Annotated in this window: 23 protein-coding genes and 1 tRNA gene; 14 read left to right on the forward strand and 10 right to left on the reverse strand. The window is 65.5% G+C overall.

What is annotated here, in order from left to right:
• Nucleotides 1–84: 84 nt before the first annotated feature.
• Nucleotides 85–1,026, reverse strand: coding sequence for a phytanoyl-CoA dioxygenase family protein (locus NUU27_RS17780; RefSeq protein WP_257763486.1), 942 nt, complete (start codon nucleotides 1,024–1,026; stop codon nucleotides 85–87).
• Between the two features lie 129 nt (nucleotides 1,027–1,155).
• Here NUU27_RS17780 and NUU27_RS17785 point away from each other — a divergent pair, with 129 nt between their 5' ends.
• The 6 genes from NUU27_RS17785 (at nucleotide 1,156) to NUU27_RS17810 (ending at nucleotide 7,051) form a co-directional block, all read left to right on the forward strand.
• Nucleotides 1,156–2,019 carry an AraC family transcriptional regulator gene (locus NUU27_RS17785; RefSeq protein ID WP_257763487.1) on the forward strand — a complete coding sequence of 288 codons (864 nt, stop codon included), beginning with the start codon at nucleotides 1,156–1,158 and terminating at the stop codon, nucleotides 2,017–2,019.
• 278 nt (nucleotides 2,020–2,297) lie between these two features.
• The gene (locus NUU27_RS17790; RefSeq protein ID WP_257763488.1) at nucleotides 2,298–2,588 is read left to right on the forward strand and encodes a hypothetical protein; all 291 of its coding nucleotides are present in this window, start codon (nucleotides 2,298–2,300) and stop codon (nucleotides 2,586–2,588) included.
• Between the two features lie 46 nt (nucleotides 2,589–2,634).
• Nucleotides 2,635–3,786 (forward strand): transporter substrate-binding domain-containing protein, encoded by a 1,152-nt coding sequence (locus tag NUU27_RS17795; protein ID WP_257763489.1) that lies wholly within the window; start codon nucleotides 2,635–2,637, stop codon nucleotides 3,784–3,786.
• 122 nt (nucleotides 3,787–3,908) lie between these two features.
• On the forward strand, nucleotides 3,909–5,117 hold the full coding sequence (locus NUU27_RS17800) for a low temperature requirement protein A (RefSeq protein WP_257763490.1): 1,209 nt from the start codon (nucleotides 3,909–3,911) through the stop codon (nucleotides 5,115–5,117).
• Nucleotides 5,114–5,776 (forward strand): potassium channel family protein, encoded by a 663-nt coding sequence (locus tag NUU27_RS17805; protein WP_257763491.1) that lies wholly within the window; start codon nucleotides 5,114–5,116, stop codon nucleotides 5,774–5,776. The genes NUU27_RS17800 and NUU27_RS17805 overlap by 4 nt, the downstream gene beginning before the upstream one ends.
• 339 nt (nucleotides 5,777–6,115) lie before the next feature.
• Entirely contained in the window at nucleotides 6,116–7,051 is a 936-nt protein-coding gene (locus NUU27_RS17810; RefSeq protein ID WP_257763492.1) for a helix-turn-helix domain-containing protein, read from the forward strand.
• Between the two features lie 11 nt (nucleotides 7,052–7,062).
• On the opposite strand, the gene NUU27_RS17815 is transcribed toward NUU27_RS17810, so the two are convergent.
• From NUU27_RS17815 to NUU27_RS17825, 3 genes are all read right to left on the reverse strand, one after another.
• Nucleotides 7,063–7,494: a hypothetical protein gene (locus NUU27_RS17815; RefSeq protein WP_257763493.1), complete on the reverse strand. Its 432-nt coding sequence runs from the start codon at nucleotides 7,492–7,494 to the stop codon at nucleotides 7,063–7,065.
• Nucleotides 7,495–7,864: 370 nt separating this feature from the next.
• Complete coding sequence (locus NUU27_RS17820; protein WP_257763494.1) at nucleotides 7,865–8,566, reverse strand: outer membrane protein; 702 nt, start codon at nucleotides 8,564–8,566, stop codon at nucleotides 7,865–7,867.
• 256 nt (nucleotides 8,567–8,822) lie between these two features.
• Complete coding sequence (locus tag NUU27_RS17825) at nucleotides 8,823–9,017, reverse strand: hypothetical protein (protein ID WP_257763495.1); 195 nt, start codon at nucleotides 9,015–9,017, stop codon at nucleotides 8,823–8,825.
• A 458-nt stretch (nucleotides 9,018–9,475) separates the two neighbouring features.
• Here NUU27_RS17825 and NUU27_RS17830 point away from each other — a divergent pair, with 458 nt between their 5' ends.
• A complete protein-coding gene (locus NUU27_RS17830; protein ID WP_257763496.1) occupies nucleotides 9,476–9,883 on the forward strand; it encodes a nuclear transport factor 2 family protein in 408 nt (135 codons plus the stop codon).
• Nucleotides 9,884–9,935: 52 nt separating this feature from the next.
• On the opposite strand, the gene NUU27_RS25510 is transcribed toward NUU27_RS17830, so the two are convergent.
• The 3 genes from NUU27_RS25510 to NUU27_RS17845 all read right to left on the reverse strand — a co-directional run bounded on the left by NUU27_RS25510 (nucleotide 9,936) and on the right by NUU27_RS17845 (nucleotide 12,163).
• Nucleotides 9,936–10,394 carry a BA14K family protein gene (locus NUU27_RS25510; protein ID WP_308219981.1) on the reverse strand — a complete coding sequence of 153 codons (459 nt, stop codon included), beginning with the start codon at nucleotides 10,392–10,394 and terminating at the stop codon, nucleotides 9,936–9,938.
• Nucleotides 10,395–10,976: 582 nt separating this feature from the next.
• Nucleotides 10,977–11,052: transfer RNA gene (locus NUU27_RS17840), tRNA-Lys, on the reverse strand.
• Between the two features lie 196 nt (nucleotides 11,053–11,248).
• Nucleotides 11,249–12,163, reverse strand: coding sequence for a PhzF family phenazine biosynthesis protein (locus NUU27_RS17845; RefSeq protein ID WP_257763497.1), 915 nt, complete (start codon nucleotides 12,161–12,163; stop codon nucleotides 11,249–11,251).
• Nucleotides 12,164–12,314: 151 nt separating this feature from the next.
• Here NUU27_RS17845 and NUU27_RS17850 point away from each other — a divergent pair, with 151 nt between their 5' ends.
• Genes NUU27_RS17850 through NUU27_RS17860 form a run of 3 tightly spaced genes read left to right on the forward strand, consistent with a single transcriptional unit; the run spans nucleotide 12,315 to nucleotide 15,450 of the window.
• Entirely contained in the window at nucleotides 12,315–13,532 is a 1,218-nt protein-coding gene (locus NUU27_RS17850) for an efflux RND transporter periplasmic adaptor subunit (RefSeq protein WP_257763498.1), read from the forward strand.
• Nucleotides 13,529–14,242 (forward strand): ABC transporter ATP-binding protein, encoded by a 714-nt coding sequence (locus NUU27_RS17855; protein WP_257763499.1) that lies wholly within the window; start codon nucleotides 13,529–13,531, stop codon nucleotides 14,240–14,242. The genes NUU27_RS17850 and NUU27_RS17855 overlap by 4 nt, the downstream gene beginning before the upstream one ends.
• Complete coding sequence (locus NUU27_RS17860; protein WP_257763500.1) at nucleotides 14,242–15,450, forward strand: ABC transporter permease; 1,209 nt, start codon at nucleotides 14,242–14,244, stop codon at nucleotides 15,448–15,450. The genes NUU27_RS17855 and NUU27_RS17860 overlap by 1 nt, the downstream gene beginning before the upstream one ends.
• A gap of 68 nt (nucleotides 15,451–15,518) precedes the next feature.
• Here NUU27_RS17860 and NUU27_RS17865 read toward each other — a convergent pair whose 3' ends face one another.
• Nucleotides 15,519–16,631 (reverse strand): endonuclease/exonuclease/phosphatase family protein, encoded by a 1,113-nt coding sequence (locus NUU27_RS17865; protein WP_257763501.1) that lies wholly within the window; start codon nucleotides 16,629–16,631, stop codon nucleotides 15,519–15,521.
• Nucleotides 16,632–16,858: 227 nt separating this feature from the next.
• On the opposite strand from NUU27_RS17865, the gene NUU27_RS17870 reads away from it, so the two are divergent.
• The 3 genes from NUU27_RS17870 (at nucleotide 16,859) to NUU27_RS17880 (ending at nucleotide 18,875) form a co-directional block, all read left to right on the forward strand.
• Nucleotides 16,859–17,287 carry a BA14K family protein gene (locus NUU27_RS17870; protein WP_257763502.1) on the forward strand — a complete coding sequence of 143 codons (429 nt, stop codon included), beginning with the start codon at nucleotides 16,859–16,861 and terminating at the stop codon, nucleotides 17,285–17,287.
• 161 nt (nucleotides 17,288–17,448) lie between these two features.
• Nucleotides 17,449–17,961, forward strand: coding sequence for a BA14K family protein (locus tag NUU27_RS17875; RefSeq protein WP_257763503.1), 513 nt, complete (start codon nucleotides 17,449–17,451; stop codon nucleotides 17,959–17,961).
• A gap of 248 nt (nucleotides 17,962–18,209) precedes the next feature.
• Nucleotides 18,210–18,875 (forward strand): protein-L-isoaspartate(D-aspartate) O-methyltransferase, encoded by a 666-nt coding sequence (locus NUU27_RS17880; protein ID WP_257763504.1) that lies wholly within the window; start codon nucleotides 18,210–18,212, stop codon nucleotides 18,873–18,875.
• Between the two features lie 252 nt (nucleotides 18,876–19,127).
• On the opposite strand, the gene NUU27_RS17885 is transcribed toward NUU27_RS17880, so the two are convergent.
• Together NUU27_RS17885 and NUU27_RS17890 are read right to left on the reverse strand one after the other, a co-directional pair.
• Nucleotides 19,128–23,744, reverse strand: a complete 4,617-nt coding sequence (locus NUU27_RS17885; protein WP_257763505.1) for a translocation/assembly module TamB domain-containing protein — start codon at nucleotides 23,742–23,744, stop codon at nucleotides 19,128–19,130.
• Nucleotides 23,741–25,645 carry an autotransporter assembly complex family protein gene (locus NUU27_RS17890; protein ID WP_257763506.1) on the reverse strand — a complete coding sequence of 635 codons (1,905 nt, stop codon included), beginning with the start codon at nucleotides 25,643–25,645 and terminating at the stop codon, nucleotides 23,741–23,743. Before NUU27_RS17890 ends, NUU27_RS17885 begins: the two co-directional genes overlap by 4 nt.
• 330 nt (nucleotides 25,646–25,975) lie before the next feature.
• On the opposite strand from NUU27_RS17890, the gene NUU27_RS17895 reads away from it, so the two are divergent.
• A partial coding sequence (locus NUU27_RS17895; protein WP_308219982.1) for a beta-ketoacyl synthase N-terminal-like domain-containing protein occupies nucleotides 25,976–26,474 on the forward strand: 499 nt, incomplete at its 3' end.

The following is a 26,474-nucleotide window of genomic DNA, read 5'->3' on the forward strand; positions in this document are numbered from 1 at the left end:
GGCGATGCCGCGGCCTTTTTGTGCCGTTTCGGGCGCGGTCGGGAGCGGCCCTTTTTTCGGCCGCCGCCGCACCCTCCCTTCAGCTCACCAGGCCTTCAGCCCTAGAAGCTTCTCGCCGAGCGGGGTGAGTTTCGCCGTCTCGGCATTGTTCTTCTCCCAGTCGCGCGGGTCGCCGGGGAAGGCGTCGCGTTTCGGGTGGTCGCGTTCGCGCCACAGGCGGATTCGCTCCAGGCGCTCTTCCTCGTTGTCCCACTCGGCCGGATGCATGGAGATGTACTGGGCCATGCGCACCCGGTCGTGCGAATGGTTCGGCCGCACGCCGTGCGCCAGCAGCGAATTGAAGATCAGCAGATCGCCCGCTTCCATGTCGATGTTGGTGATCCTGAACCCCGTCGTGTCGGGATGCATGGGATCGCGGTCCTCGGGCTGCGTCGTCACCCATTCGTCGAAATGCTCGAACAGCTCGGGAATGCACTGGAAGCCGCCGACGTCGCCGTCCTGCTTCTTCAGGCTCAGCACGCCCTGGACGCCGATTGGCAGCGGATCGAGCGAGGTGTCGGCATCCCAGTGGATGAAGCCGTTGGGGTTGCCCTTCACCTTCTTCGGCGGATTGAGATTGGCGCGGTCGATGGTCACCCACAGATCCTCGCGGTCCCAGATGTCGACGAAAGCGTCATAGACGCGCGGCGCCATGCGGTTGTCCCACAGATACTGGTGATTGTAGATCTCCAGCATGCCGGTGTTGTTCAGCTCCTTCATCTTGTGCTCGCGGCGTTGCGGCGCATGCCAGGTGGAGGGATCGCCGGGGTCCTTCTCGTCGAAACGCCAGAGGAGGTCGACGAGCCGCTCGACATTCTCCTGCGGCACGGCCCGGCGGACGATGACGTAGCCCTTGCGGGTCCAGTGCTGCCAGTCCTCTTCGGAGAGAACGCGCAGCGGCAGGGTCTTCTTGATGTCCTTGAGCGGCGTGGTGGTCTGCGTGGTCGAGGGGTGGGTGTCGCGTTTGGCGGCTGCGATTGTCTGCAAGGTTTCCTCCCATGCTTGCTGCGCCGTGGCGCATGTCTGGCATCAGTCTAGCGGCGCGGAGCGGGCGATGTTGTACTGAGATCGCCTATCTTGATACTATTCTGGCGTTTTAAGAGGAAAATATGCCGGATGAGGCCCTATCTCGAGAAACTGCCGACCATTCCGGGCGCCTCGTGGGGCCTGCTCAATCGCAGGCTGGACGATGCCATTCCCTTCCAGTGGCACCATCATCCCGAATACGAATTGACCCTGACGCTCAACTCGCGCGGGCAGCGCTTCATCGGCGACCATGTCGGCTTCTACGGCGACGGCGATCTGGTGCTGGTCGGTCCCAACCTGCCGCACACCTGGGCTTCGCGCGAGAAGATCGAGCGGGATGGGCCGCATGTGGCGCTGGTCATGTGGTTCGACGGCGACTGGGCGGCGCGGTTGAGTGACGGCTTCGTCGAGCTGCAGCCGATCGGTGAGCTGATGAGGCGGGCACGCTGCGGCCTGCATTTCAGCGCTGTGATGGCGCAGCGGCTGCGGCCGCAGATCGAAGCGCTGTTCGCCGCGCCGGTGCCGGAGCGGCTGCTGCTGCTGGTGCGCGTCCTGATGGCGCTGGCCCGCGATGGAGAGGCCGAGCCGCTGGCAAGCGCTTCAGTGCCGCTGGATGTCGGCAGCGAGGACCGCGCGCGCATCGACCGGGTGCTGACGCACATCCACACGCATTACGCCGAACCGATCCGCAACGGCGAGCTGGCGGCGCTCGCCGCGCTCAGCCTTTCAGGCCTGCACCGCCTGTTCGCCCGCCACACGCGGACGACGATCTCGGACTATGTGATGCGGCTGAGGGTGGGCGACGCCTGCGCGCGGCTGTCGGGCACCCGCCAGCCCGTCCGCCACATCGCCGAAGCGGTCGGCTACAACGCGCTCGCCAACTTCAACCGCCAATTCAAGGCATTGCGCGGCATGACACCGAGCGAATATCGGGCGCTGTTCAAGGCCGGCTGAGGCGGGGCGCTTTCAAGAAGCGCTCAATTTTTCAAGAAACAATCAAATTGCCGGGCGGGATCGGCGGCCGGTGGTTGCACCGCATGCTCTTTGCGCCCTTAAAACAGCGCAGAGGGATCCCGAATGCGGTGCTGGCCCAGTTCTCAGAGGCTTTCGGCCACGCGTGGGATATGTGCGAATAGGAATGCTGCGTCGGGTCTCCTCGTTGGCGGGCGTCGATCGCATCACCAGGACCGTTCCGACGACCGCGACACTGGATCGATGGAGGTAGGTAAACCGTGAAGTCTCGTTTCCATGCATTCGTTCTGGCCGCTCCGCTCGTGCTTGCGGCCTGCTCCACCACGGAGAGCCAGTGGGTCAAGGACGACACCCCCAAGTCGGAAGCAGACCAGGCCCTGGCGGACTGCAACTACCAGGCCGAAGCCGCGACCGTGACGATCGGTGCCAACAGCCGGCCGAAAACATGGGGCGATGCGATTGCCGACGGGCTCGCCAGCGGCGTCGAGCGCGGCATGGACGAAGCCGAGCTCATCGAATCATGCATGAAGGCAAAGGGCTTCACGCGGTAGGCTCCGCGGCCCCGACTGCAACGACAACGCAGCAAGCAAAGGACCGATGACGTTTTCACGCCGAGGATTCCCGCCTGAGAACAGGGGCACCATACGCAGCCGAGGCCTGCGGTGCCTCGGCCTCCTGATCCTGTTTCTTGCCGCAGCGACGCTGGCGGACACCCAGGAGGTGGCGGCTCAGCCCGAGCCTTCCGGGACCGCAAGGAGCGTCAATGTCGGCGTCTATGTCAGCCGGCCGTTCGTCACCGAACAGGCCGGGGGATATGACGGCATGGCAATCGATCTCTGGGAAAAGATCGCCGGGAATCTTGGCCTTGCCACCCATTATGTCGCCTATCCGACGATCCGGGCGCTGGTCGATGCGACGCGCAGCGGCGAGATCGACGCGGCCGTGACCAATCTGACGATCACCCACGACCGGGCCGAGGCCATATCCTTCACCCAGCCCTGGTACGATGCGGGACTGCGCATCATGGTGCTGGATCAGGCGCCGGCCGGCTTCTGGAGCGTCGTCACGGGGCTCAGCAATGCCGGCCATCTGCGCGCCTATGCCTGGCTCGCCTTCGTGATCGTGCTTTCGACGATCGTCCTGACATTCTTCGACCGCAGGTTCGACAAGGATTTTCCGCGCCGATGGCGCGAGGGGATCGCGGAGAGCTTCTACCATGTCATGTCGGTGGCGACGTCCGGCAAGACGGCGAGAAAGAACCTGTTCGGCTGGAAGGGCCGCGTCTGGTCGGCGCTATGGATGGTGTGCGGAGTCGCGGTGGTGGCCTACATCACCTCCTCGGTCACGAGCGTCATGACGGCGGTGTCGATCGAGCAGGGGATCAATTCGCTCGCCGACCTGCCGGGCAGGACCCCTGGCGTGTTCACCGGCAGCACAGCGGAGGACTATCTGAACGAGATCGGCATCGGCGCCCGGTCCTACTCGGACATCGATGAAGCGGTCGCCGCGCTGCAGGCAGGCCGCATCGATGCGATCGTCGCCGACGCGCCGATACTCGAATATCACGCCCACACGCATCCCGAGCAGAAGACCGCCGTCGTCGGCAGCCTCTTCCATCCCGACAAATACGGCTTCGCCTTCCCCCACGATAGCGACCTGACCCGGCAGGTGACGCTGCAGATACTCGATCTCCAGGAGGACGGGGCGATCGAAGACCTTCGCCTCAAATATTTCGGAAGCTCCCAGTGATCGCCGCCGCTGCGCCGAAGGAACCTGTGGACGTGGGATGCTTTATCGCCTCCATTGCCGGAGCCGTGCGGCCAGCATAGGCTGCGGATGGTGGGAAACAGAGGGGCACATCCGGGACGATCATGACACGCATCAGCTCGCCGAGCGCCGTCAGGCGATCTCTTCTCGACCGTATCGTTCCGCGCGAAGCCCTGCGCGCGCTCGAGCCGGGCCAGACGCCGCGGGTGTCGAATGTCGAGCTCTTCTTCGACCTCGTCTACGTGTTCACCATCATCCAGCTGTCGCATTTTCTGTTGGCTCATCAGAGCCTCGTCGGCGTGCTGGAAGCGGCGACGCTCTTCGCCGCCGTGTGGTGGGCCTGGAACTACACGGCCTGGGCGACGAACTGGCTGAACCCGGACCACAGGAGCGGCCGCCTGCTGATGGTGGTGTTGATGGCCTGCGCGCTGCTCATGGCGGCGGCGTTGCCGGAAGCCTATTCCGACCGTGCCGGATTGTTCGCCGGGGCCTATGTCGCGATGGCGCTGATCCGGGCCGGCTACATGGCGCTCGTCTTCCGGGGGCAGCGGATGAGCCGCAACTATCTGCAGCTCGGTGCCTGGAGCGCCCTTTCGGGGCTCTGCTGGATCGCTGGCGCGCTGCTGCCCGAACAGCGCATCTGGCTGTGGCTTCTCGCCGTCGGGCTCGACTATGCGGCGCCCTATGCCGGTTTCTGGCTGCCGGGGGCGGGATGCACGGCGATGGAAAGCTGGCCGCTCCGCGGCCTTCACCTGCTCGAACGCAACCAGCAGGTCTTCATCATCGCGCTCGGCGAATCCATCCTGCTGCTCGGCGCCATGCTGGTGGACAATCCGCTTCACGCCGACATGCTCTTCACCGCGGCGATCGGCTTCCTGCTGATCGTCTCGCTGTGGTGGCTCTATTTCGTTCACCTGACGGAAACGGGCGAGCACAGGCTTTCGCATGCGGCCGAGCAGACGCGGCTGGCCCGCGCCGGGCTTGCCTATGCGCATGGCGTCATGGTGTGCGGGGCGATCGTCACCGCCGTCGCCATCGAGATGGTCGTCGCCCATCCGCTCCAGGCGATCCATGCGCCGACGGCGCTCGCGGCGGCGGCCGGCCCGTCCATCTTTCTCTTCGGCAGCGCCTTCTTCCTTCATGTCATGACGCGCACAGCGCGCTCGGTCTACCTGGTTGCCGTGGCGTTTCTTGCGGGTTGGTGCACGCTGGTGCTGACGCTCCACTTGTCCGGCCTGCTGCTGGCCGCCGGGGTTCTGGCAATCATGCTCGTTCTGTGCAGCTACGAACACCTGAAGGCGGCGCGGCAATGATGGCCTTGCGATCGAACAAGGGTGTTGTCGCCAATGCGGCGCTTCTGGCCGCCATCCTGGTCCACAATCTGAGCTATCCGCTGTCGACGGCGTCCGGCCCCTGGCCGGCCGTCTTCTACCTGTTTTACGCCTCGATCTTCGTGGCCGGCACCTGGGCGCTGTCGTCGGACCGCGTGCTGCGGCTGTTGGCGACGGCGACGGGCGCGGCGGTGCTCGTCGCGGGCCTGGCGAACTCCTATGCGCCGGGGCCGCAGGTCGCGCTCGCCGTCTTCGCCACCTCGATCGCCTATCACCTCGTGATGGGCGTCGCGCTGGTGCGCTATACCTTCAGCGCCCGGACGGTGATGAGCGACGTGGTGCTCGCCGCGACGTCGCTTTATCTGGTGATCGGATCGGGTTTTGCGGCGATCCTCGCCCTGATCGAATGGCTGGCACCCGGCTCATTCGTCGCCAGTTCGGGGGCGGCGATCACCTGGCAGCAGATGGTGTATTACAGCTATGTCACGCTCACGACGGTCGGATATGGCGACATCACCCCGGTTGGCAGCTACGCGCAGGCCATAGCCTCCTTCGAGGCCGTGCTCGGCGTGCTCTACACCGTTGTGCTGCTGTCGCGGCTGGTCGGTATGTATGCGAGCGCGCCGAAAGACGGCTCCTAAGGCTGCCAAGCTCCTGCTCTGCGGCGATGCGATAGGTTGCCAAGGAAGGTGATGGGAAGTCGATTACTTGAAGATCGGATTTTCAGTTCCGATTGCACCGCAATTTCAAGATAGAAATTACTGAAAACATGGGTTCTTCGGTCTCAGGAGAGTAGGAAGCAGAAATTCGAATTATTTCGTCGGCATGTATATTCCCACGAAGCTGGCTTGACATGGATGTATTATTCGTTCGTTGATATCGCACGCTGACGTGTGCGCATTTTTTCTGTCCGCACGCGCGACGAGTCCCAATTGCGGTTGCGGTGCCGCTGAGGGGCGGGGAGGGGAAAGAGGCAGGCGTTGACGAACGACGGCGGGAGCCCCGCAATCGAACCCGCATCCGACCGCCCCAAGCCCCGGCGAGGTCTGCTCGACTTCGTGCCGGACAGTTGGGGGCCGAAATTCGACTTCGACCATTTCAGCGTGACCCTGACCCGAACAGGACCCAATGCGGTGGCCTTCACCGCTGGCGCGCATTACGTGGTGCAGATGCTCTCGGCCCAGTCGAAACGGGAAGTGGCGCTGTCTTCCGGCCGCTCGCGGCAATTCGCTGCCGAACCGGGCACGCTGGAGGTGATTCCGGCTGCCTCGGACTTCTCGGGCCGCTGGCACACACCGAAGGAGAATTGCCTGTTCGCATTCGACCGCGCATGGCTGGATCGGATGGCGGAACAGGATTTCGATTGCGGGCATTTGGAGATGCGGCCGCCGGGGCCGGGAACGGTCGACAAGGTCGGTCACCAGATCGCCAGACTCATCCGCAACGAGATCGCGACCAAGGCGCGGCCGAGCCGGCTGTATCTGGAGGGCCTCGTCATCGGCTATGCCGCCAATCTTTTGCGCAACCACTCCAGCGCGGGGGATGGCGGCTTATCGGACGAGCAGCTTTTCAAGGGGGGCTTGTCCCCTCGGCACTGGAAAGACATCGACGGCTATCTGCGCGACAATCTTGCCTCCGACATCAGTCTCAAGACCCTGTCCGAGCGCTGCAAGCTCTCCTACAGCCACTTCCTGCGCGCATTCCGGAAATCGGCCGGGATGCCGCCATACCGGTATCTTTTGACGCTGCGCCTGAGCAAGGCCCAGGAACTGATCCTGAACACGGACCTGCCGCTTGGCGAGATCGCCCGATTGACGGGCTTTTGCAATCACAGCCACATGACCGCGACGATGCGGCGGGTGCAATCGGTCACGCCGGGAGAATTGCGCAAGCTTTCAGCCGGCAAGACCCGCTGAGGCCGGTGCCGTCACCCGTCGACGATCAGGTGCGCAAAGCATTTTGCCAGGCTTTCCGGCGCACCGAGATCCTTCGCCCAGTCGACCAGTTCCTTGCGCTCGGAGGGATCGGCATAGCCGCCCCAGACGTCCTTGAACCGTTTTTTCCCGTCGACCGTCTGGAAGAACAGGACCCCGTCGTCGGACACCGGCGTCGATGCGTAGACCGCGCTCCAGGCGCCGCTCTGCATGAAGTTCTCGATCCCGATCTGCGCGGCTTTCGCCTTCATCTCCATGGCCTGCGCGACCAGCCTTTTGTATTCAGCCTGCCGCTGCTGGGTCAGATGCGTGTCGACGCCGCTGCATTTGAATTCGCTGGCGCCGGCGCCGCCGCAGGCGAGCGACGTGGCAAGGGCGGCAAGCGCCATGATGGTGCTGCGGGAGTGTTGTTGGAGGATAATCATGGAATGCGGCCTCCATTGTGCCGTGATCGATCGGGCGGGCGGTGTGGTGTCCGGCACCTTGCGCGACGGGCTGTGGCGATGCCAGAGCCGTGCCGGGCAGCGGGCGGGATTTGTGATCGTCCCCTGATAGGAGGAGCGTTTCCTGATCGGGGGTGCCGGCTCGTGCCCGGGAGGCGAGATGGTGGCGGACTCTTCGCTTCGCCACGAAAAACAGCCACGATCGCTGCTCGCGGCTGCTCACTCGGCTTGCAACGTTGCTTGCTGCCTGGCGCATCGGCCCGAAAACCGGAATCGATTTTCGGAAAGCACGATGTGCAGATTCAGGAACTACAGTGTCCTGCGTCCGAATGGACGCACGGCGCTGTAGCGGTCAGAACTTGTAGCTGGCGCCGAGCCGCACGGCATGGAACGACGGGTCGATCTCCTCGTCATAACCGTTGAGCGGGAACGAGATCCGCTTGGCCCCGAAATCGGTGTAGCGATACTCGGCACGTATGGTGAAATTGCCGGTGACAGCGTATTCGGCGCCGGCGCCGAGGGTCCAGCCGTGGAACGTGGCCGAGTGGCTCTCCGCAACGGCGCCGCCAAAGCCCTCCACGGCATCGGCCGATCCGCGCATGAACGCATAGCCGCCCGTTCCGTACAGCAGCAGCCGATCCATCGCATAGCCGACCCGGCCGCGCACCGAGCCCAGCCACTCAAACTCGAAGCCGTTTATGTGACCGCCCGATCCGCCGTCGTCGCCGTCGATGTTCGAGGCTTCGAAGTCGCCCTCGATGCCGAGCACCCACGGGGTGAACTGCCGATTGTAGCCGACGTGAACGCCGCCAAGCCATCCGTCGCCATCCGCATCGTCCTGCGTGAAAACGAACGGGCCGCCGACCGCCGACCAAGGCTGGTCCACACGGCTCCAGCCGTAACCGGCCTGCAGGCCGATATAGAAGCCGGTCCAGTCATAGGCTGAGGAGATGGGTGCAGCCGCCGGCGCCGGCTCATAAACGGCTGGGTCCGCGGCGAGAGCTGGAGACAGCGTCATCGCCAACAACGCTGCCGTGCAAAGAGCCTTGTTCATAAGAACCCCCATGACAATGACGTCGATTAGAAGAGGCGCCTGAAACGCCGCTCTGTCAATCGCTTCTATTTCAAATGCGCGTGGTCTTCTTCAGACAATCCCCGTCATGTGTCTCGATGGCAACAGATGTGGTGTCTGGAGACTTTGGCCGGATTCGCGAAATACATCCTTATCGTGTGTATTCATCGAGCCGTGCCGGCCTTCACAAGATGACGTGACACGGTTTGTGCGATGAGGATTGCTGTCGCAAGCAGAACTACAGGTTCGCGCCGGGTTTTTCGAACGGGCGGTTTGCCGCTTCTGCCGAAGGCTTGCAGCACTGTTCGGCGGCCACCGCATCGATCAGGCAATCCAGCGCCTGGCGGATCTGCTCGCTGGTGGCGTCACTGCCGCGAAGATAGTCCTGGGCCCGTTCCAAATGGAGGCGCGCAGCGGAAAAATCACTCTTCACCACAATCTCCGATCCTGCCGCCCAAGATCAAGATGCGGATGAAGTGAAAATCAAAGAATAATATCCACAGCCGTTCTTATCTAAAATGCGATATTAAGCCGGGAAACTTTCCGCGAGCCCGCGAAGTCTCCGTCTGGCGATCCAATAGATCGTTGCCGGCAAACCACAGGGGTTCGATGACCGCACCGTTCCATGCATGGGAGAAGGAGCCTTGCCGCCGCCCGCCGGCTCTGCCGTGGAGGACGAAACCGGCCGGCGCATGGGCGGGCGGGCCTTCTGCGCCGACCGAGCGGTGCCCTAAGGTCCGCCGCCGGATAACCTCAGTCGATTCTTGAAAAGCTATCCAGTCACTGATTGTTGCGCAGAATTACAAGTTCTGTACTTGACGGACGGGAAATCGGGAGCCGCAGGAGCGGGCGGGCGTTTCCGTGTTATCATTACCGATGGAGGGTCGAGAAATGCAAACGGTCCGGTATCTCCTGATTGTGGCGGTGGTCGCCTTGCCCCTGCCTTGCGCTGCCGACGACGCGTCGACGCTTTCCGCCTGGTACGATGCGCTGATCGCGGCCGACCGCCAGCGGATCGGTGATCTGTTGACCGACGACGCCAGGATTCATCTCGACGATCTCGGCATCGAGCAGTCGAAGGAGGAATTCCTCGCCGCGCTCGACGAGTGGGAGGAATCGGTGCGCGGCGCCGACATCCGCTACCGTGTCGACGGCGAGCAGGACGGGATGGCGATCGTGGCGGTCTGCTACGAGTTTCCGGGCAACCAGGTTCTGATGAACGAGCAGTTCCGGATCGATGCGGACCGCATACGGGCGAGCGTTCAGTCGAACGTCTCCGACGATTGCGGCGATCTGTGAACGGCCGGGTGCTCCCCGGCGCCGCCCTGGCGGGAAGCGCCCGGTCGCGGCTTCAGTATGGCGATATGCACTCCCTGCGCGGGCCGTAATAGGGCTGGAAGGTGTTGTCGTAGGCGCGATAGGAGCGATAGCGGCTGTAGCACCATTCCTCGTGAGCGCTGTCGGCCGACCGATAGGCGGGGGCGGGCCGGTATGCGGGCGCCGGGCGCGCGACGGTCTCGCCGATGATCACGCCGGCGCCGAAGGCGGCCAGCGGATACCACCAACCGTCATTGTGGCGCCGATAGCCGCGGCGATGCTCCCTGTAGCCGCGATAGCCGTTCCAATAGCCCTGCCGCTCATGCGGGTGCGCGCGATGGGGACCGCGCGGCTTCCAGTATTTTTCCCGTTGTTCGTAACGCTTGCCCCAGCGGCCGTGCCCGCCTTCGTTCTTCCAGGGATCGGCCGCCGCGGGGAAGGAAAGGGCGGTGAGGGCGAAGCAGGCGGCGGTTATCAGGTTGAGCGGTTTCATGCTTTTGGAATCTCCGGTCAAACAGGCTTGAACAGTTCATGTCCGGCAAGGTCCATACGGCGGGCGTCCGGTCGAAAAGAAGGCGGGCCGGGCATTGCCGTTTCAAACAAGGTTGCAGCGGGAAATGAAACGTTCCGGCGCGATCCGGAAAAAAGGTGGCCGGATGTCCGATCGCGGGCGCTGGCAGAAAAAATAAGCCCGCCGCGGGAGGAGGAGCGGCGGGCTTGATCTGATCGGCGGTACGGGAGGAGGTGTACCGCGTCAGCGTCGCCATCAAGATTGGGAGGAGGAGATGGCGACAGGCAATGAATACGATTTGCCCAAAGAATCGGCAATCTCCAATCCTGCATATTTGCTATGCATAAATGGGGTGTCGCCATCAATGGTTACGCATTGAACGCGGTGCAGAGTCGTGTGAGCTGCGCCAGGCAAGGCTATAAGGGCATCTGTCGGGCAGGTGGAAACGCCAGGGGGAACAGGCCTAGAACAGAAAAAGCTCCACGTGAGGCGTGAGACGGCCCTACAGGCGTCTCGTGTTCCAGTCTTGTTCTAGCTTCCTGGTGCTTAAATCTTTGAAAAGATTGGTGGGTGATGTAGGGCTCGAACCTACGACCCGCTGATTAAGAGTCAGCTGCTCTACCATCTGAGCTAATCACCCGACCTTCGGGCGGCGAAGCGTGTTCGCCAACCGAATGACGGGCTCCTTAAACGGTTTCGCGCCGGCATGCAAGTCGATCTGACACGGGATTGTCATTTCCTTGGGACGGCGGCGGGGAGGCTGCCGTCGGGCCGGGCTCCGCCGTCCTTGCGCCAGCGCAAGACGGGCGAAATTCCGCTGTTTTCCTGCACTTTCCTCAGGCGAACAGCACGCCCTCGGCGACACGCACCGCATGGCCTCCGATGCGGGCGGCCTCGATCGTCCCGCCGTCGACGTCGATCTCCAGGCGGATGCTGGAAGGGCGACCCATCTCGATTCCCTGTTCGATGAGGAAGCGGCTCGAGCCGTCGACGGGCGCATCGTGCAGGACGAGGGTGCCGGCGAAGGCGGCGGCCGCTGAGCCCGTCGCCGGATCCTCCACGATGCCGTCATGCGGCGCGAACATGCGGGCATGGAAGGCATGGTCGTGGTTGACGGTTTCGCGGCAATAGACGTAAGGGGCTGCCACAAGGCCGCCGACCGTCGGCGCGACGTCATGCCAGAGCGCCGCGTCGAGATGCGCCCGCCCGGCGGCGTCGAGATCGGCCACCGGCACGCAGACGTAGGGAACACCGGCGCTCCAGGCGGTGACGACGTGATTCTCGAAACCGATCTCGTGATGATCGAGGCCGAGAGCGGCGGCAACGGCCTCCGGCTCGCCGGAGAAGGGAACCGGCTCGGGAAGGCGCGGCAGGTCGAATTCGGCAAAGCCGGCGCTTTTGCCGACGGTCACCGCGCAACGCACCGGACCGACCGCCTCCTCGAGCACGAGGATGGCCGTGCGCCGCTCCTCCAGAGCGCCGTCCCGCTCGGCCAGCGCCACTGCCGTGCCGACCGTCGGATGACCGGCAAAGGGAAGCTCCACCCGCGGCGTGAAGATCCTGATCCGCGCCGAATGATGCGCATTCTCCGGCGGCTGGACGAACACCGTCTCGGACAGATTGAACTCGCCGGCGATTTTCTGCATCGCGTCGTCGCCCAGGCCTTGGCTGTCGAGGACGATCGCAAGTGGATTGCCGGCAAGTCGGGTGGCTGAAAAGACATCATATATATAATAGTTTCTTTTCATCATAATTTCCCTTTTATATATATGTTTTTTCTAAATTTCTATATTCGCCATACTTTTGCCGGGATGGAACTTTTCTTTCTTGTCCTGTTTTTGAGGTTTAATATTTAAAGAATATGCCATGAAATGGATCTCCTGGCGGTCTTCGAGGCAGCCGATGGCTGCGGCGCACCGCCATTATGCCCTGAAAAGCAGCGAACGAAAGTGCGTTCCCCTATGGTCGGCGCGGCGGCTGGTGGCGGCGATCCTCCTGCTGCCGGCGGTTGCCGTCGCGTTTTACTGCTTGACGGGCACCGACGCTGCCCAGCAGCACGAATATCTGACGGCGCCCGCCTCGACCGGCGACCTGGTCGTCCGCATCGCCGCCACGGCGACGATGCGGCCCCTCACGCAGGTCGATCTTTCCAGCGAGCTGAACGGCACCATGCAGAGCGTTCATGTGCGCGAAAACCAGCGCGTCAGACGCGGCGACGTCCTGGGCAGGCTCGACACCGCGACGCGGACGCTCGACGTGGAGATCGCCGAGGCGGCGCTCAAGGCTGCGCAGGCGCGGCTCGGCGATGCCCGGATCTCGCTGGCCGAGGCGGTGGGCAAGGTCGGCCGGGCGCTGGCGCTCAGCAAGAAGAGGGTGATCACGCCGCAAAAGGTGGAGGAGGCGACGGCGGCGCGGGATCGTGCGGCCAACCAGGTCACGGCGGCCGAAGCCGATCTCTCGATCAAGCAGGCGGATCTCAAGCAGAAGCGGCTCGACCTGGCACGCAGCACCCTGCGCGCGCCGATCGACGGCGTCATCCTGGCGCGGCGCACGGACCCGGGGCAGACGGTGATCGCGTCCACCCAGGCGCCGGTTCTCTTCACGCTTGCAGAGAACCTCGAGCGGATGGAACTGATCGCCCGGATCAACGAGGCGGATATCGGCGCGATCGCAAAGGGGCAGAAGGCGACCTTCACGGTCGATGCCTTTCCGGGGCGGGTCTTCCGCGCCGAGGTCAGCGACGTTTCCTATGCCCATAAGAGCGAGAACAACATCGTCACCTACGGCGCCCGGCTGGAGGTGGACAACAGCGAACTGCTTCTGAGGCCCGGCATGACCGCCGCCGTATCCATCGTCACGGGCGAGGCGAAGGGGGCGCTGCTCGTCAGCTCGAGCGCCTTCCGCTACCGGCCGGCCGGGAAGGAGGAGGCGCCGGGCGACGGCGAGGGCGGGGCAAGGCCTGTCGCCGGGGACCGCGTCTATGTCCTGCAGGAAGGCACTCCCCGGCCGGTGGACGTGCGCAGAGGGATCGGCGACTGGCAGAAGACGCAGGTGCTCTCCGGGCTGGAGGAGGGGGCGCCGGTGATCGTCGGCGAAGCCGGCGGGCCGCTTGCGCGATGAACGACCCCACGCCCTTGCCGCTCATCCGCCTCGACGCGGTGTGGAAGAGCTATGGCGAAAGAGATGCGCGCGTCGACGCTTTGGCCGGCGTGAGCTTTTCGATGGAACGCGGGGAATTCGTGGCGATCACCGGGCCTTCGGGATCGGGAAAGTCGACGGCGATGAACATCATCGGCTGCCTCGACACACCGACGGCCGGCAACTATCGGTTCCTCGACCTGGATGCGGGAAGGCTCGACCGCAATCGCCGGGCCGCCCTGCGCAACGCGCATATCGGCTTCGTGTTCCAGGGCTACAACCTCCTGCCGCGCACCACCGCGCTGGAGAATGTCGAACTGCCGCTCATCTACCGCGGCGTTCCGCCGCGAGAACGGCGGGAGCGCTCGGCAGACGCATTGCAGCAGGTCGGGCTGCAGGGCAGAGAGCACCACGCCCCGATGGAGCTTTCGGGCGGGCAGCAGCAGCGCGTGGCGATCGCGCGCGCCCTGGTGTCGGCGCCGACGCTGCTGGTCGCGGACGAGCCGACGGGCAATCTCGACACCAAGCGAAGCCGCGAGATCATGGACCTTCTGATCATGCTGAACCGGGAGCGCGGCATGAGCATCCTGCTCGTCACGCACGAAGCCGAAATCGCCGCTTGCGCAGGGCGCGAAATCCGCTTTCACGACGGTCGCATCGCGGATGACCGCCGGCAGACCGAGGCCCGATGATGCTTGCGCAGTCCTTTCTGCTCGCGTTCCGTTCGGTGGCGCGCAACAAGCTGAGATCGTTCCTGACGTTGCTCGGTATGATCATCGGCGTGGCCGCCGTCAACGCGATGCTGACCATCGGCGGCGGAGCACGCGAGCAGGTGCGCTCGCAGATTTCCGCCCTCGGCAGCGATCTGCTCGTCGTCTGGGCGGGATACAGAAATGACCGTGGCGTTTATACCCCGGAGAAGGTGCCACCCCTGCGTATCGAACACGCACTACACTTGAAGCGCCGTCTCGGCGGTGCGGCCACGGTGGCGGCCCTTGCCTCCAAAGCCGGGCGGGCAGCCTTTGGCCCGAATTCAGTGGAGGTCACGCTGAACGGCGTCACGGAAGACTATATGCGCCTGCGCAACTGGTCCATCGCGGCTGGGCGGGAGTTGACGCCGACAGAAGTGAACAGCGGCGCCGGCGTCTGCATCATCGGCGAGACCGTCCAGAAGACGCTGTTCGGCACGGAAAGCGCGCTTGGGGCCCGCATCCGGCTCGGTGCGCTAGCATGCACGGTCGTCGGGCTTCTGAGAGAGAAAGGATCGTCCTTCCGCGGTCGCGAGGACGATGCTGTGTTCCTGCCGCTCGAGACCTTCCAGACCCGTATCGCCGGGAATCGCAAGGTAGAGTCGATATTGGTCAGTGCAGGCGCGGCGGCGCAGGCTGTCCGGGTCAAGGCCCGGGCGGAGGAGGCGTTGCGGGAGAGCCGCCGGATCGCTCCCGATGGGCGCGACGATTTCGTCGTCGACGACATGGCCGAACTCCTCGCCTTCGCCAGCGAGACGATCGGCATGTTCACGGCCTTCCTGGGGGCCATCGCCGGCATCAGTCTCCTGGTCGGCGGCATCGGCATCATGAATGTCATGCTGGTGTCGGTCGCCGAGCGGACGCGGGAGATCGGCATCCGCATGGCGATCGGCGCGCGCAAGGCCGACATCCTCCTGCAGTTCCTCGTCGAGGCCCTGGTGCTGGCCCTGCTCGGCGGTGTGGTCGGCATCGGCTTCGGCCTTCTCGTCGCCTGGGCGGCGGCACCGCTGATCGACATTCCGTTTGCGCCGCGCCTGGCTTCGATCCTCTTCGTGGCCGGGCTGTCGATGCTGATCGGCATTGCGTTCGGATTTTTTCCCGCCTTGCGCGGCTCGCGGCTGGATCCGATCGAGGCCCTGCGGCACGAATAGAGATTTTGCAGTCAGGTGGAATCACCTGACGTCCGCATAAATGCGGAAAAAAACAGTCCGGGCGTGCGTCAGGCGATGTCGAGCGTCACCGCGACCGGACAGTGGTCGGAGGCTTTCGGGCGATCCCAGCCGGTGCGGGGGTAGCGCTGCACCTCCTGACCCGGCGGAAAGATCGTGCGCCAGGGTTGGCCGGCGCGGATGATCTCGGGGACGGCGCGCGCGTTGCGGCGCGCCAGCGAGGCCGACAGGAGCAGGTAGTCGAGCTGGCACAGATGCCGCTCCTCCGGGCCGCGCGTGTGGTAGAGCGTCCAGCGGTCCATTTCTGGGCGGCGTTCGACGACGTTCTCGCAAAAGCCGCCCTCGGTGAGCACGTCGATGCAGGAAACGGTCTCCTGCGCCGGCGTGAAGCGGTAGCCTTCATGCGCATCGCCTTCGATGACGACGCGCTCGCGATAGTCGTTGAGGTCGCCGCAGATCACCCAGCGCTTGTCGGCCGCCTTTTCCGGGCCGAAGCGCTCTTCGATGATGCGGCGCACCGCGCCGGCCTCGGCGATGCGCACGGGCATCGACGCATCGCGCCCGTTCATGCCGTTGCGCGGCGGGCTCATCGCCTTGAAGTGGACGACATAGAGGGTGAGCGGCCGGCCGCCGACCAAGACGTCGATCTCCAGGCAGTCGCGGCGGAACACGCGCTCATGCGGCTGGATGCCGAGTTCGGCAAGGGCGGGGTTGTGCAGGCCGAGCTCGGCGAATGTGCGATGCGCGTGGCTCGTCATCCGCACGAATTCGATGGGCTGTCCGTGCGCGGTTTCGCGGCGCATCATGACGGCGACGTCGATGCCGCGGGAATCGTTGCCGGCGGCCGAATATTTGTCTTGGTAGCCGCGGCCGATCATCTTGAAGAGATAGCCGTATTCGAAGGCCTTCAGCGCGGCGAGGTTGTCGACCTCCTGGAGGCACAATATGTCGGCGCGTGTGGCTGCGACGGCGAGCGCCGTCAGCTGGCGGGCGTCGTCGGTGAGGGCGATGGCGCGCGCCTGCTCGAGCGCGCGATACTGCGCCTCGTCGGCGATCTCGTAGAGGGCCAGCGCCCGATCCTGGTTGAGTTCGTTGCGGAAACCGGAGAAATCGAACCGATTCATCAGGTTTTCGACGTTGAATGTGGCGAGCCGCAGCGACATGGCGGCACGTTTACCCAGCGCGTCGCCGAATACAAGCCCGATTGCGCAAAGTGCGCAGCTCAATGGGAGAGGCGCGCCCCGGTCGCGCCATGCAACCCGTCGCATTCATTGCGCGTTCATCTGGCGTACAGTTTGTTATGATACAATTACCGCGGATCGGGATGCATGAACGTGAGGGAGACTTGAACGTAAGGGACACAAGGGGGCTTGTGAAACTGGAGACCGTCATGAAACACAAGTTGATCACGTTCGCCTGCTCCGGGCTGCTGGCGCTCGGCTTCGCCCTGGCCGCTGGCCCGGCCAACGCGAATGCCGTCGGCATGGCTCGTGGAGCGCTGTCCGACGCTATCGTGCAGATCGCCCCGGAAGGACCGGTCGTGAACGCCAACCACCGCGACCGCCGGTGGCGGCACCACAGAAGGGATCGCGGGTGGCGGTACCACCGACCGCGCTCCGGCTTCTACCTGGAGTTCGGCAGGCCCGCTCCCTATTACGCGCGGCCGCGCTATGTCCGGCCCTACTATCCGCGGGTCACCCTGTCGCGCGCCCATGTGAACTGGTGCTACAACCGCTACCGGTCCTACCGGGCGGTCGATAACACCTTCCAGCCCTATCACGGGCCGCGTCGTCAGTGCATCTCTCCCTACTACAGGTGATGTGCCGGCATTTTACCGGGATGGCGCGGCTTGACCGCGCCATTTCTTTGTCCGGCACCATCGCCGGGCTGCTTTCAAGAATGAGCAAACATTAAGAAAATCAGACTTTTATAGTGATATCCGCAGATGCGATCACGGTGCTTTTCGGTTTGGAGAGTGCCATGTTTTCGCTCGCGAGATTTTTACTGACCATCCTGTTTCCGTTGCTGTTTCTCGACGTCGCGCAGGCGGCCTGCTTCCCGCGTCATGCGTTCTCCTTCGGCTGGTATGATAGCTGGCCGCGGTCGCGGCCGGTCGATTGCCTGTTCCAGGGGCGGCTGAGGGCGACCCTCGGCGAGCGCCGGCACCGCCTCGACGCCTGGCGCGATCTCGACCGCTACCGGTATCGGCGCGACCCGTTCTGGCAACAACGGTATTACCGGGACAGGCGGGTCGGCATCTATTTCCACGGCGAGGATTATCTGTTCCAGCCGGCCTATCGCCGCAGATCGGCGAGGCCTGAGCGGGTGTGGCCAAGCGCCCCTCCGGCGCGGCGGATCTATCCCGGTCACGATGCGCAGGTGGCGCACCGGGCCTGGTGCCGGCAGCACTACCGATCCTACCGGGCCGACGACAACAGTTTCCAGCCGCGCAAGGGCGCACGCCGGCGCTGCCGCTCGCCCTATGGGCGCTGACCGGGGCAGGGCCGTCGGTGTGCCGGAGCCGGCCGCTCCGCCTCGGATCGCGGCGCTTTTGGATTGCCTCCATCCGGAATCGCAAAGGTGAACGGTTCCAATAATTTAGAGCCGAGTGCGGGTGGAGGGCGGCCGCGCACTGTTCCTCATTCCACATCGGCAGGACGCGTGTTCGGGATGGACGCGGATCGGGATTTGGAGTCAATATAGGAGCATCATCTTACCCAGGACTGATCGGCAAGGCGGGAGTGACGGACAGCCAGGACAATCGAATTGCTGAGCGCCGCCAGGCCATGGCGGCGCTGCTGAGGAAGCGCGGCATTCGTTCGCAGAGCGTCCTCGACGCGATGGAGCGCGTGCCCCGGCACGCGTTCGTGCCGGGGCACCTTGCGGAACTTGCCTATGAGGACGGCGCCCTGCCGATCGGCGAGGGGCAGACGATCTCGCAGCCCTACATCGTCGCCCTGATGACCGAGGCGGCGGGAATCGACAAGAAAAGCCGTGTGCTGGAGATCGGCACGGGTTCCGGCTATTCGACGGCCATTCTCTCGGCTGTCGCCGGTGAGGTCTATTCAGTGGAACGGCACGAGGCGCTGGCCGAGGCGGCGCGGCAGCGGCTCGAGGCGAGCGGCTTTGCCGGCAACGTCTCGATCCGGGTCGGCGACGGAACCTTGGGTTGGCCCGACAAGGCGCCGTTCGACGCCATCATCGTGGCCGCCGCGGGGCCTCGGATTCCGGACGCCCTGCAAGCCCAGCTCGCGGTGGGCGGCAAGCTGGTGATGCCGGTGGGTGCGGCGGCGGGAGCCCAGGCCCTGACCCGGGTGGTGCGGGACGCAGCGGACGATTTCAGGAATGAGGCGCTGGCGCAGGTGTCCTTCGTGCCGCTCATCGGCGCGCAAGGCTGGCAGCGCTGACGGCCTGCTTTATTCGGCCGGCGGAAAAAAGTTGGAACCTTTCCGGGCGCAGTGTGTTTCGGGAACAGGCGCGCTTTCCCCCCACCCCCCCGACCCGAACAATGCGCGCCATTGGCCGGCCGGTTCACCGGTCGGCCTTCTTTTTCGAGCGCCGGCGTCGAACCCGACGCGCGGCGCTCAATCTTCATGTTTTCCGCATTTTTGTGGGCGTCAGGTGATCCCAGCTGACCGCAAGAAGCCGCAGGTGCGGCTTCAGTAGTCCTTCTCGAAGAAGATGCCGAGGCTCGAATCGCCGTCCGAGCCGAGGCTGCCGCGCGCCTTCAGATCGTCGGTGATGTCGAGATTCACCGTGCCGCGCGTCGTTCCCTTGGCGCCGGCCTCGACGCCGAGATAGATGTTGTCCTGGATATAGCGGCCGGCACGCACGGCGGCATTGCCCTGGCTGTCGGTGATGACGTCGAGGTCGTCGAGGCCGGCGGCGTTGCGCAGCGAGCCGAGGAGCGAGGTGTTGGAGCCGCCGGCAAGCTCGGCGGCGGCAGCGGCGAGCTGGGCGATTTGCACGGCCGACAACTCGTCGATGCCGCGGTCGAAGATGAGGCGGGCCAGCACCTCGTCCTCCGGCAGCTCCGGCTGTGAGGAAAAGCTGATGTCGAGATCCGAAACGCGGCCCTGAACGGTGATGAAAACGATGATGTCGTTGCCGCGCGAGCGGGCGACGAAGTTGAGCTGCGGGTCGAGATCGCCGATCAGCGTGACCTCGCCCTCGTCGAAGGTGATGCGCTGGCCGATGATGGAGAGGCGCCCGCGGATCAGCTTGAAGCCGCCGACCGGCTGGATGTTGGTGACCGGGCCGGTGAGGCGCACGGTGCCGCCGAGTTCCGCATCGAGACCACGGCCGCGCACGAAGATCCGCGCCGGGGCGCTGACATTGACGTCAAGACGCATGACGCTGGGCCGCGCCGAAGGCATCGGCGTCCCGTCGTCGGCGCGAGCCCGCTCCAGCGTTTGCCGCACGGCCGGCGGAGGGTTCAGATGCCGCACCTGCACCGCCGCGGAGCCGCCGGCGATGTTTTCCGGCACAACGATCTCCGCGCGGGCGACGGTCAGATCGCCGGACAGCAGCGGATCGCGGGTCAGGGGCCCCACAAGCGACAGCGCGCCGCTGACCGTCGCCGTGACCATTTCGCCGTCGGTGTGGCGGGCCTCGTCGAGCCGGATCCGCAGGTCGGCCGGAAAGCCCGCCGCGGCATCGGTCGAGATGCTGCCGGAGACCGAGACGCGGCCACCGGCGGCGAGCGCTGCCGATCCTTCCGTGATGGCAATGCGGTCGCCGGCGATGCTGGCGGCGAGGCGCAGATCGTTGATGCGCAGATTGGTCAGGGGATCGACCGCGGCGGCGTTGGCCGTGGTGATCGTGCCGTTGATAACCGGCTTGTCGAGACTGCCGCCGACGGTGGCGTTTGCAGAGACCGAACCGGAAAGCTGCGTGCCGCGCGCGGCAAGCGCCCGGTTGGCGATAGACAGGGGCGCCGCGCCGGCGATGGTCAGCGCCAGCTGCTGACCGCGCAGGGGAATCGTGCCGCTCGCCTCGACGCTGAGGCCGGACGGCCCTTCTGCGGTCAGGCGCGTCAGGGTAACGCCGTTGTCGGCATAGCGCCCGTTGGCGGCAAGCTGGAGTGGGCCGAGACCGACACCGGAGAGCGCCGCGGCGCTGAGGCCGATCGCCCTCAGATCGAACGCCGCCTCGGGCGCGGCGAGGCGGCCCGTCACCCGCGCCGTGCCCGTCAGTTGTCCGGCCAGGTCCTGCCCTCTGGCGACGCGGTTGAGCACGGCGAGCGGGAAGGCCTCGAGCGCCACGTCGACAGACAGCGCGCCATCTGCAAGCGGGACGCCGCCGCGCGCGGTTGCCCGCAGGCCCTCGGGACTGGTGATGGTGGTGTCGATGTCGAGCCGGTCGCCATTGGTCGTGCCACTGGCATCGACGCTGAGGGTGCTGAGGCCGGCCTGGCCGAGAAGGGCCGAGGCGATCTGGCGCCCGGTGATGTCGAACGTCACCTTTGGCGCGTCGCGCGAGCCTTCGATGCGGGCGTTGCCGTCGAGCGTTCCGCCCAGGGCAAGGTCGGGCCGGACGGCATTGGCGATCGAAAGGGGAACCTGATCGAGCGCAACCGTCAGGTCGAGCGTCGAGGTGATGCGCCCAGCGGCGCTGACGCGGCCGCCGGCAACGTCCAGATTGAAGGGCTCGAGGGTGAAATTGTCGCCCTGGACGAGAAGGGAGGTGGGCTCGAGAAGCCGGGCCGCGACGGAACCCTGCGCCAGGGAGAGCTGCTCGAGGCCGATCCTGTAGCCGGAATCCTGCGGCGCCAGTGTACCGCGTGTCTCGATCCTCGTGCCCACGGCGAGGAGCGCGGTGCCCGAGAAGCTGGTGGTCTCGCCCGTGTGGTCGGCCTCGGCATCGAAACGGTCGATGTCGAGGTTGCCGGCCTTGATGTTCTGCGCGGCGATGGTGCCGGCGACGACCGGCACGCCGAAGAGATCGTCGACGGTCGCTGCGAGGTCGCCACTGCCGATCAGGGTGTTTTCCACACGCAGATCGCGCAATGTCGCGTTCGCCTCGGCCGATTGCCGGCCGTCCTGCGGCTGCAGGTTGATCTCGGCCTGGAGCGCACCGCTCGCCTGACGCAGGAAGAGGGCGGCCGCGGTCGAGATGTCGGCGGCGTCCACCGCGACCTGACCTTCGATGAGACCGTTCGCTCCCTGGCTAAGGGTGCCGTTGGCGCTCGCGCCGCCGGCGCGGAAGGAAAGGTTGGAGAGTTGGCGCCGTTCCTCGCCGACGAGAACGTCTCCGGCCAGCTCGACGCGTTCGCCGGCCAGGAAGGCATTGCCCGACAGCCGACCGGTGAGGGTGCCTGCGTCGAGCAGGCCGTCGAAGCCGAGAAGGCCTTCGGTGAGGTCGCGGCCGACCAGTTCGCCGCGCGGTGCGCTGGCGTTGAAGGTGAGGTTGATGCGCCCTTCCGTGCCGCGGGCACGGCCGGAAGCGGTGAGTGGGCCGCTGGCGCGCGGGGAGAGGCTCGCCATATCGGCAAGCTCCGCCTCGAAGAGGAAATTGGCGGCACTGCTGGCAAAGGTGCCGTCCGCCGACAGCGTGACCTGATCGTTGGTGAGGCGCAATTCGCGCGCCGTCAGGCCCTCGGGGCTCCGGCCGACCCCGCCGTCGATGCGTGTGATGCCGGCGAGGAGATTGCCGGCGACCTCGTTCTCGATCTCGAGATCCGTCGCGGTTCCATCGAGCACGAGGTCGAAGCCGCCGCCGATCGGCATCACCTTGCCGGTCGCCTTCAGATCGATGGCGCCGCCGAGGTCCTGGCCGGCAAGGGCCGAGAATGGGGTAAGGCTTGCCGCGCTGACATCGATCTCGCCGTCGAACACGAACTGGTCCACCGCGCCTTTCAGCATGATCGCCAGGCCGTTTCCGGAAATGCCGGCATTCTCGATCGCAACGGGGGTTCCGGCGCGCCAGTCGCCGCTGGCGGTGAGGGACAGGGCCTCGCCGAGGGCTTGCGCGATATCCTCCCGCCTGGCGGTGATCTGCGAGAGACCGCCATCGATGGAAAAGCTGATGTGGCGCTCCGCCGGCCGGTCGAGATTCCGGGCGAGGCCGCCCATGGTCAGTTGCGTCCTGCCGGCCGCGAATTCGGCTGTCTGCAGGCCGTCGATGTCGAGCCTGCCGTTCCAGTGCTCGGCGCCGGCCTCGCCGAATGTGACGTTGAAGGCCGCCGTCTGCAACGAGGTCTGGCCGCCGGCCACGGGTAGAAGGACGCGGCTGCCGTCCGGATCGGCTAGGCGGGCGTCTAGCGACAGGGCGGTCAGGAAACCGTCGCTGCCCGTCTCTGCCGCCGCCTCCAGGCGCATTGCCGCGCTGGCGACGCGCAGGTTTTCCAGGAGGACACCGCCGCCGGCCTTGGAGAGGCCGTTCAGCGTGATTGTGGTGCCGGCACCGAAGAAGTCGCGGAACTGCGCGGGCAGGAGCCGCGCCACGGCCCCGGCAAGCCGCGCCGAGAACCCCAGCCCTTCGTCGCGCTGGCGGAACTGCGCGGTGCCGCCGAAGGTCGGAACGCCATCGGCCTCGAGCGACAGTTTCAGATCCAGGGCGGAGAGAGGTCCGCTGCCCGACAGGGTGAGCTTCAGCGGCGGGCGACCCTCGACATTGAGAAGGTTGGCAACGACGCCGTCGGCCGGCTCGTCGAGTGTCAGGTCGAGGTCCAGGACCCGCGTCTCGTTGGAGAAGGCGGCGGCGAGCGCGAACTGGCCTCCCGGGCCGTCGAGCCGCCGGATGTCGAAATTGGTGTCGAGGGTGCCGCCATCGATCCGCAACGCCCCGTCGAGGGCCAGTTCGGCGGCGAGGCCGAAGACATCCTCACCGAATGCGGCCGAGGGGACCTCCAGTTTCTGCAGGTCCACGGCGAGCGGCAGCTCGGGAATCGCGAAGGAGCGTGATTCGGGCGCCGGCAGCCCCTTGGCCGGCAGGGGGCGGCGCAGGAACTCGATCCGCTCGGCGGCGAGCCGCTGCACCTCCAGCCGCTGGCGCAGGATCAGCGTCGAGCGGCTCCAGTCGATGGAGGCGTTGACGATGCGCAGCCACACGCCTTCCCGGTCGGCAATGCTGATCTCGCCGATGGTGGCCTGCGAGGACAAGGCGCCCTGGATGCCGGAAATGCGGATTCTCCGGTTCGGCGTCGAAAGCTGGTTTTCGAGCAGATTGGTGAAGAAGGAGCGTTCCTCCTCCGGCGTCGTGTCGGAAGGGCTGTCCTGTGCCATTGCCGGCAACAGGATGAGGAGAAGGGCGAGGGCTGCGAGAAACCGTCTCAAAACGCTTGTCCTATCCCGACATAGAAGGCGACGCTCGGATCGCCCGACTGGCGGTCGAGCGGAACCGCGACGTCGAGGCGGATGGGGCCGAGAGGGGTAAGATAACGCAGACCCGCGCCGACGCCGACACGCACATTCTCGGAAAAGTCCGGATAGGATTCGGCGCCGACCGCACCGGCGTCGACGAAGCCGACGAGGCCGATGCTGTCGGTGATGCGCGTGCGCAGCTCCGCGGACGCCTCCATCAGCGACCGCCCGCCGGCAACGCCGTTCGGCGTCTCGACGCCGATGTTGCGATAGGCGTAGCCGCGCACGGAGCCGCCGCCACCGGCGAAGAACAGCTTGTCCGGCGGGGTTTCCTCGATCGGCGCGCCGGCCAGCGAGCCGATCTTGGCCCGTCCGGCGACGACATAGCGTCCGTCGCTGCCGAAGTCGTAATAGGCGCGGCCCTCCAGCATCATGCGGGCGGCCAGATTGCCGTATTCCATCTCGTAGAACGGCTCGGCGGTGAGTTCGGCGAAATAACCGGAAGTCGCGTCCGCCGGGTTGTCGCGGCTGTCATAGGTGACGGTCCCGGCAAGGCCGACGGTGGTGAAGTTGCGGGTGCCGAAATCGTCGTCGAAGCGGGCAAAGCCGCCATTGACGAACAGGCTGCCGGAGAATTCCCTGGTGAATTCGTGGCGGAAACCGGCTTCGGCGCTGACGCCGGTCCGGGTGTAGCGCTCCAGAACCTCACGGTCGCCGAAGACGGAGGCCTGAAAGTCGGTGTCCGGCGTGAAGACGCCCGGCTTCAGGAAGGTGACGCCGACACGGTAGGTCAGTTCCGCGGGATCGAAGGTGTTGCCGAGGCCGGACACCTGACCCTCGAAGCGCAGCCGCTCGGCGCGGCCAAACAGATTGCGGTGCATCCAGTAGGCCTGAAGGCCGAGGCCGTCGAGCGTCGAATAGGTGCCGCCGACGCCGAAGCGGCGCGGCAGGCGCTCCTGGACGGTCAGCGACAGCGGCAGGCTGCAATCCGCGCCGATCTCCTCGGCCTCCTCGATGCGGGCGGAGCGGAACACGTCGAGCTTGGAAAGCCGCTCGCGGGCCCGCTCGAGATCGTCCGGGTCGTATTCGCGACCGGCGACGAGGCCGGTTTGACGGGCGACGAAGTCCGGATCCATGCGTTCCGTGCCGCTGACGGTGAGCGGACCGTAGCAGGCACGGCGGCCGGGCTCGACGGTCAGGACGGCATCCACCGTTCTGGTGTCATGGGCGGCGGTGACGCGCCGCTCGATGATCTCCGCCTTGGCGTGTCCCTGCTGGCGCCAGGCCTCGACCGCGAGGCGGCCGGCAGCAAGGATCGTGCCCGAGCGTGCGACCTCGCCGCTGGCAAAGCCCTCCTTCGCGGGGTCGTCGACCCGGTCGCGGCGCCGCTCGGCGGGGGGCGCCGGGTTGACGATGGCTGCCTCGCCGAAGTGGAAGAGGGGACCTGGGTCGATCGCCACCCGCACCGTCGCCGGATTGGCAAGCGTCGCATCGATCTGGATGTCCGACGCCTCGCGTCCGTCGATGGTGATGCTGATCGAACCGCCGTAGCGTGCCTGGCCGTAGAGCGTGTTCAGCAGTCGGCTGTAATCGCCGCGCGCCTTGACGATCAGGCCGGCGGCGCCCGAGGCCGGCTTCTCCCGGTCGGCCCAGAGCGTGGAGGCGCCCTTCAGGGTCTTCGACAGATCGTCGGTGCCTTCCGGCAGAGCGAAGTCGACGACATAGTTCCAGGGTTCGCCGATGGTCTCTTCCTGCTCGGCCTGTCCGTCGCGCTCGAAGAACTTCCTGCCGAACAGCTCGAAGGCGCCGGCGGGAGACTGCGGCACGCAAAAAAGGAGCGCCATGATCAACGCCCCGCTCGCGCGCATGCGCATCGACGATTTGGCGCCGATCCAACTCAATACGGTCTCCTTGCCCACGATCCCGAATTGTCCGTCAGGACCATTTCGGCAACGTTAACGTTAATGTTCAGGACCCCGGAAGCCTCCGGGGTTAAAACACAAAGGTGCAGGGGAGCCAATCCCGCTCGCCACCAGAGGGGGAGAATTGTGGCCTAATGGGGGTGTTATTGGACACAAAGGTGGCAAAGGAACTAGGCCAGAGGTTCCAGGTTGTTGAAACGGCGGGCAATGCCGCTGCGGAGGCGATCTCGGCATTCGCGGACCCTTTCCGGTCCACGTTTTCACCAGGCAGGGAGTGAAACGATGGCAGATCCGTCGACAACACCAGCAGCGCGCGGCGGCAAGGCGCGCCGGCCGGCCCGAAAGAGTTCGGCGCCGGCGCAGCGGGCCGGGGCGGCATCGCGGCCGGTCTATCTCATCGACGGTGCGCGCACCCCTTTCCTGCGCGCGAAGGGCAGGCCGGGGCCGTTCACCCCGGTCGACCTTGCCGTGCAGTGCGGGCGGCCGCTGCTGATGCGCCAGCCCTTTTCCCCCGACACGTTCGACACGGTCATTCTCGGCTGCGTGAACGTCATCGCCGACGAGATGAACCCGGCGCGCGTCGCCGCCCTTCGCCTCGGCATGGGCGAGGCGATGCCGGCCTTCACCGTGCAGATCAATTGCGGCTCGGGAATGCAGTCGATCGACACGGCGTTCCGCACCATCCAGGCGGGGAAGGCCGATCTGATTCTCGCCGGCGGCGCGGAGGCGCTTTCCCATGCGCCGCTGGTGCTGGGGTGCGAAGCGGCCGCCTGGTTCGGCC

The organism is Nitratireductor sp. ZSWI3, assembly GCF_024655565.1.
GTDB lineage: Bacteria > Pseudomonadota > Alphaproteobacteria > Rhizobiales > Rhizobiaceae > Nitratireductor.

Bases quoted from the DNA above. Each gene is read 5' to 3' on its own strand.
- NUU27_RS17785 (WP_257763487.1), top strand. From the start codon at position 1,156: ATGAGGCCCTATCTCGAGAAACTGCCGACCATTCCGGGCGCCTCGTGG.
- NUU27_RS17795 (WP_257763489.1), top strand. From the start codon at position 2,635: ATGACGTTTTCACGCCGAGGATTCCCGCCTGAGAACAGGGGCACCATA.
- NUU27_RS17800 (WP_257763490.1), top strand. From the start codon at position 3,909: ATGACACGCATCAGCTCGCCGAGCGCCGTCAGGCGATCTCTTCTCGAC.
- NUU27_RS17805 (WP_257763491.1), top strand. From the start codon at position 5,114: ATGATGGCCTTGCGATCGAACAAGGGTGTTGTCGCCAATGCGGCGCTT.
- NUU27_RS17815 (WP_257763493.1), bottom strand. From the start codon at position 7,494: ATGATTATCCTCCAACAACACTCCCGCAGCACCATCATGGCGCTTGCC.
- NUU27_RS17820 (WP_257763494.1), bottom strand. From the start codon at position 8,566: ATGAACAAGGCTCTTTGCACGGCAGCGTTGTTGGCGATGACGCTGTCT.
- NUU27_RS17830 (WP_257763496.1), top strand. From the start codon at position 9,476: ATGCAAACGGTCCGGTATCTCCTGATTGTGGCGGTGGTCGCCTTGCCC.
- NUU27_RS25510 (WP_308219981.1), bottom strand. From the start codon at position 10,394: ATGAAACCGCTCAACCTGATAACCGCCGCCTGCTTCGCCCTCACCGCC.
- NUU27_RS17845 (WP_257763497.1), bottom strand. From the start codon at position 12,163: ATGATGAAAAGAAACTATTATATATATGATGTCTTTTCAGCCACCCGA.
- NUU27_RS17850 (WP_257763498.1), top strand. From the start codon at position 12,315: ATGGCTGCGGCGCACCGCCATTATGCCCTGAAAAGCAGCGAACGAAAG.
- NUU27_RS17855 (WP_257763499.1), top strand. From the start codon at position 13,529: ATGAACGACCCCACGCCCTTGCCGCTCATCCGCCTCGACGCGGTGTGG.
- NUU27_RS17860 (WP_257763500.1), top strand. From the start codon at position 14,242: ATGCTTGCGCAGTCCTTTCTGCTCGCGTTCCGTTCGGTGGCGCGCAAC.
- NUU27_RS17865 (WP_257763501.1), bottom strand. From the start codon at position 16,631: ATGTCGCTGCGGCTCGCCACATTCAACGTCGAAAACCTGATGAATCGG.
- NUU27_RS17870 (WP_257763502.1), top strand. From the start codon at position 16,859: ATGAAACACAAGTTGATCACGTTCGCCTGCTCCGGGCTGCTGGCGCTC.
- NUU27_RS17875 (WP_257763503.1), top strand. From the start codon at position 17,449: ATGTTTTCGCTCGCGAGATTTTTACTGACCATCCTGTTTCCGTTGCTG.
- NUU27_RS17890 (WP_257763506.1), bottom strand. From the start codon at position 25,645: ATGCGCATGCGCGCGAGCGGGGCGTTGATCATGGCGCTCCTTTTTTGC.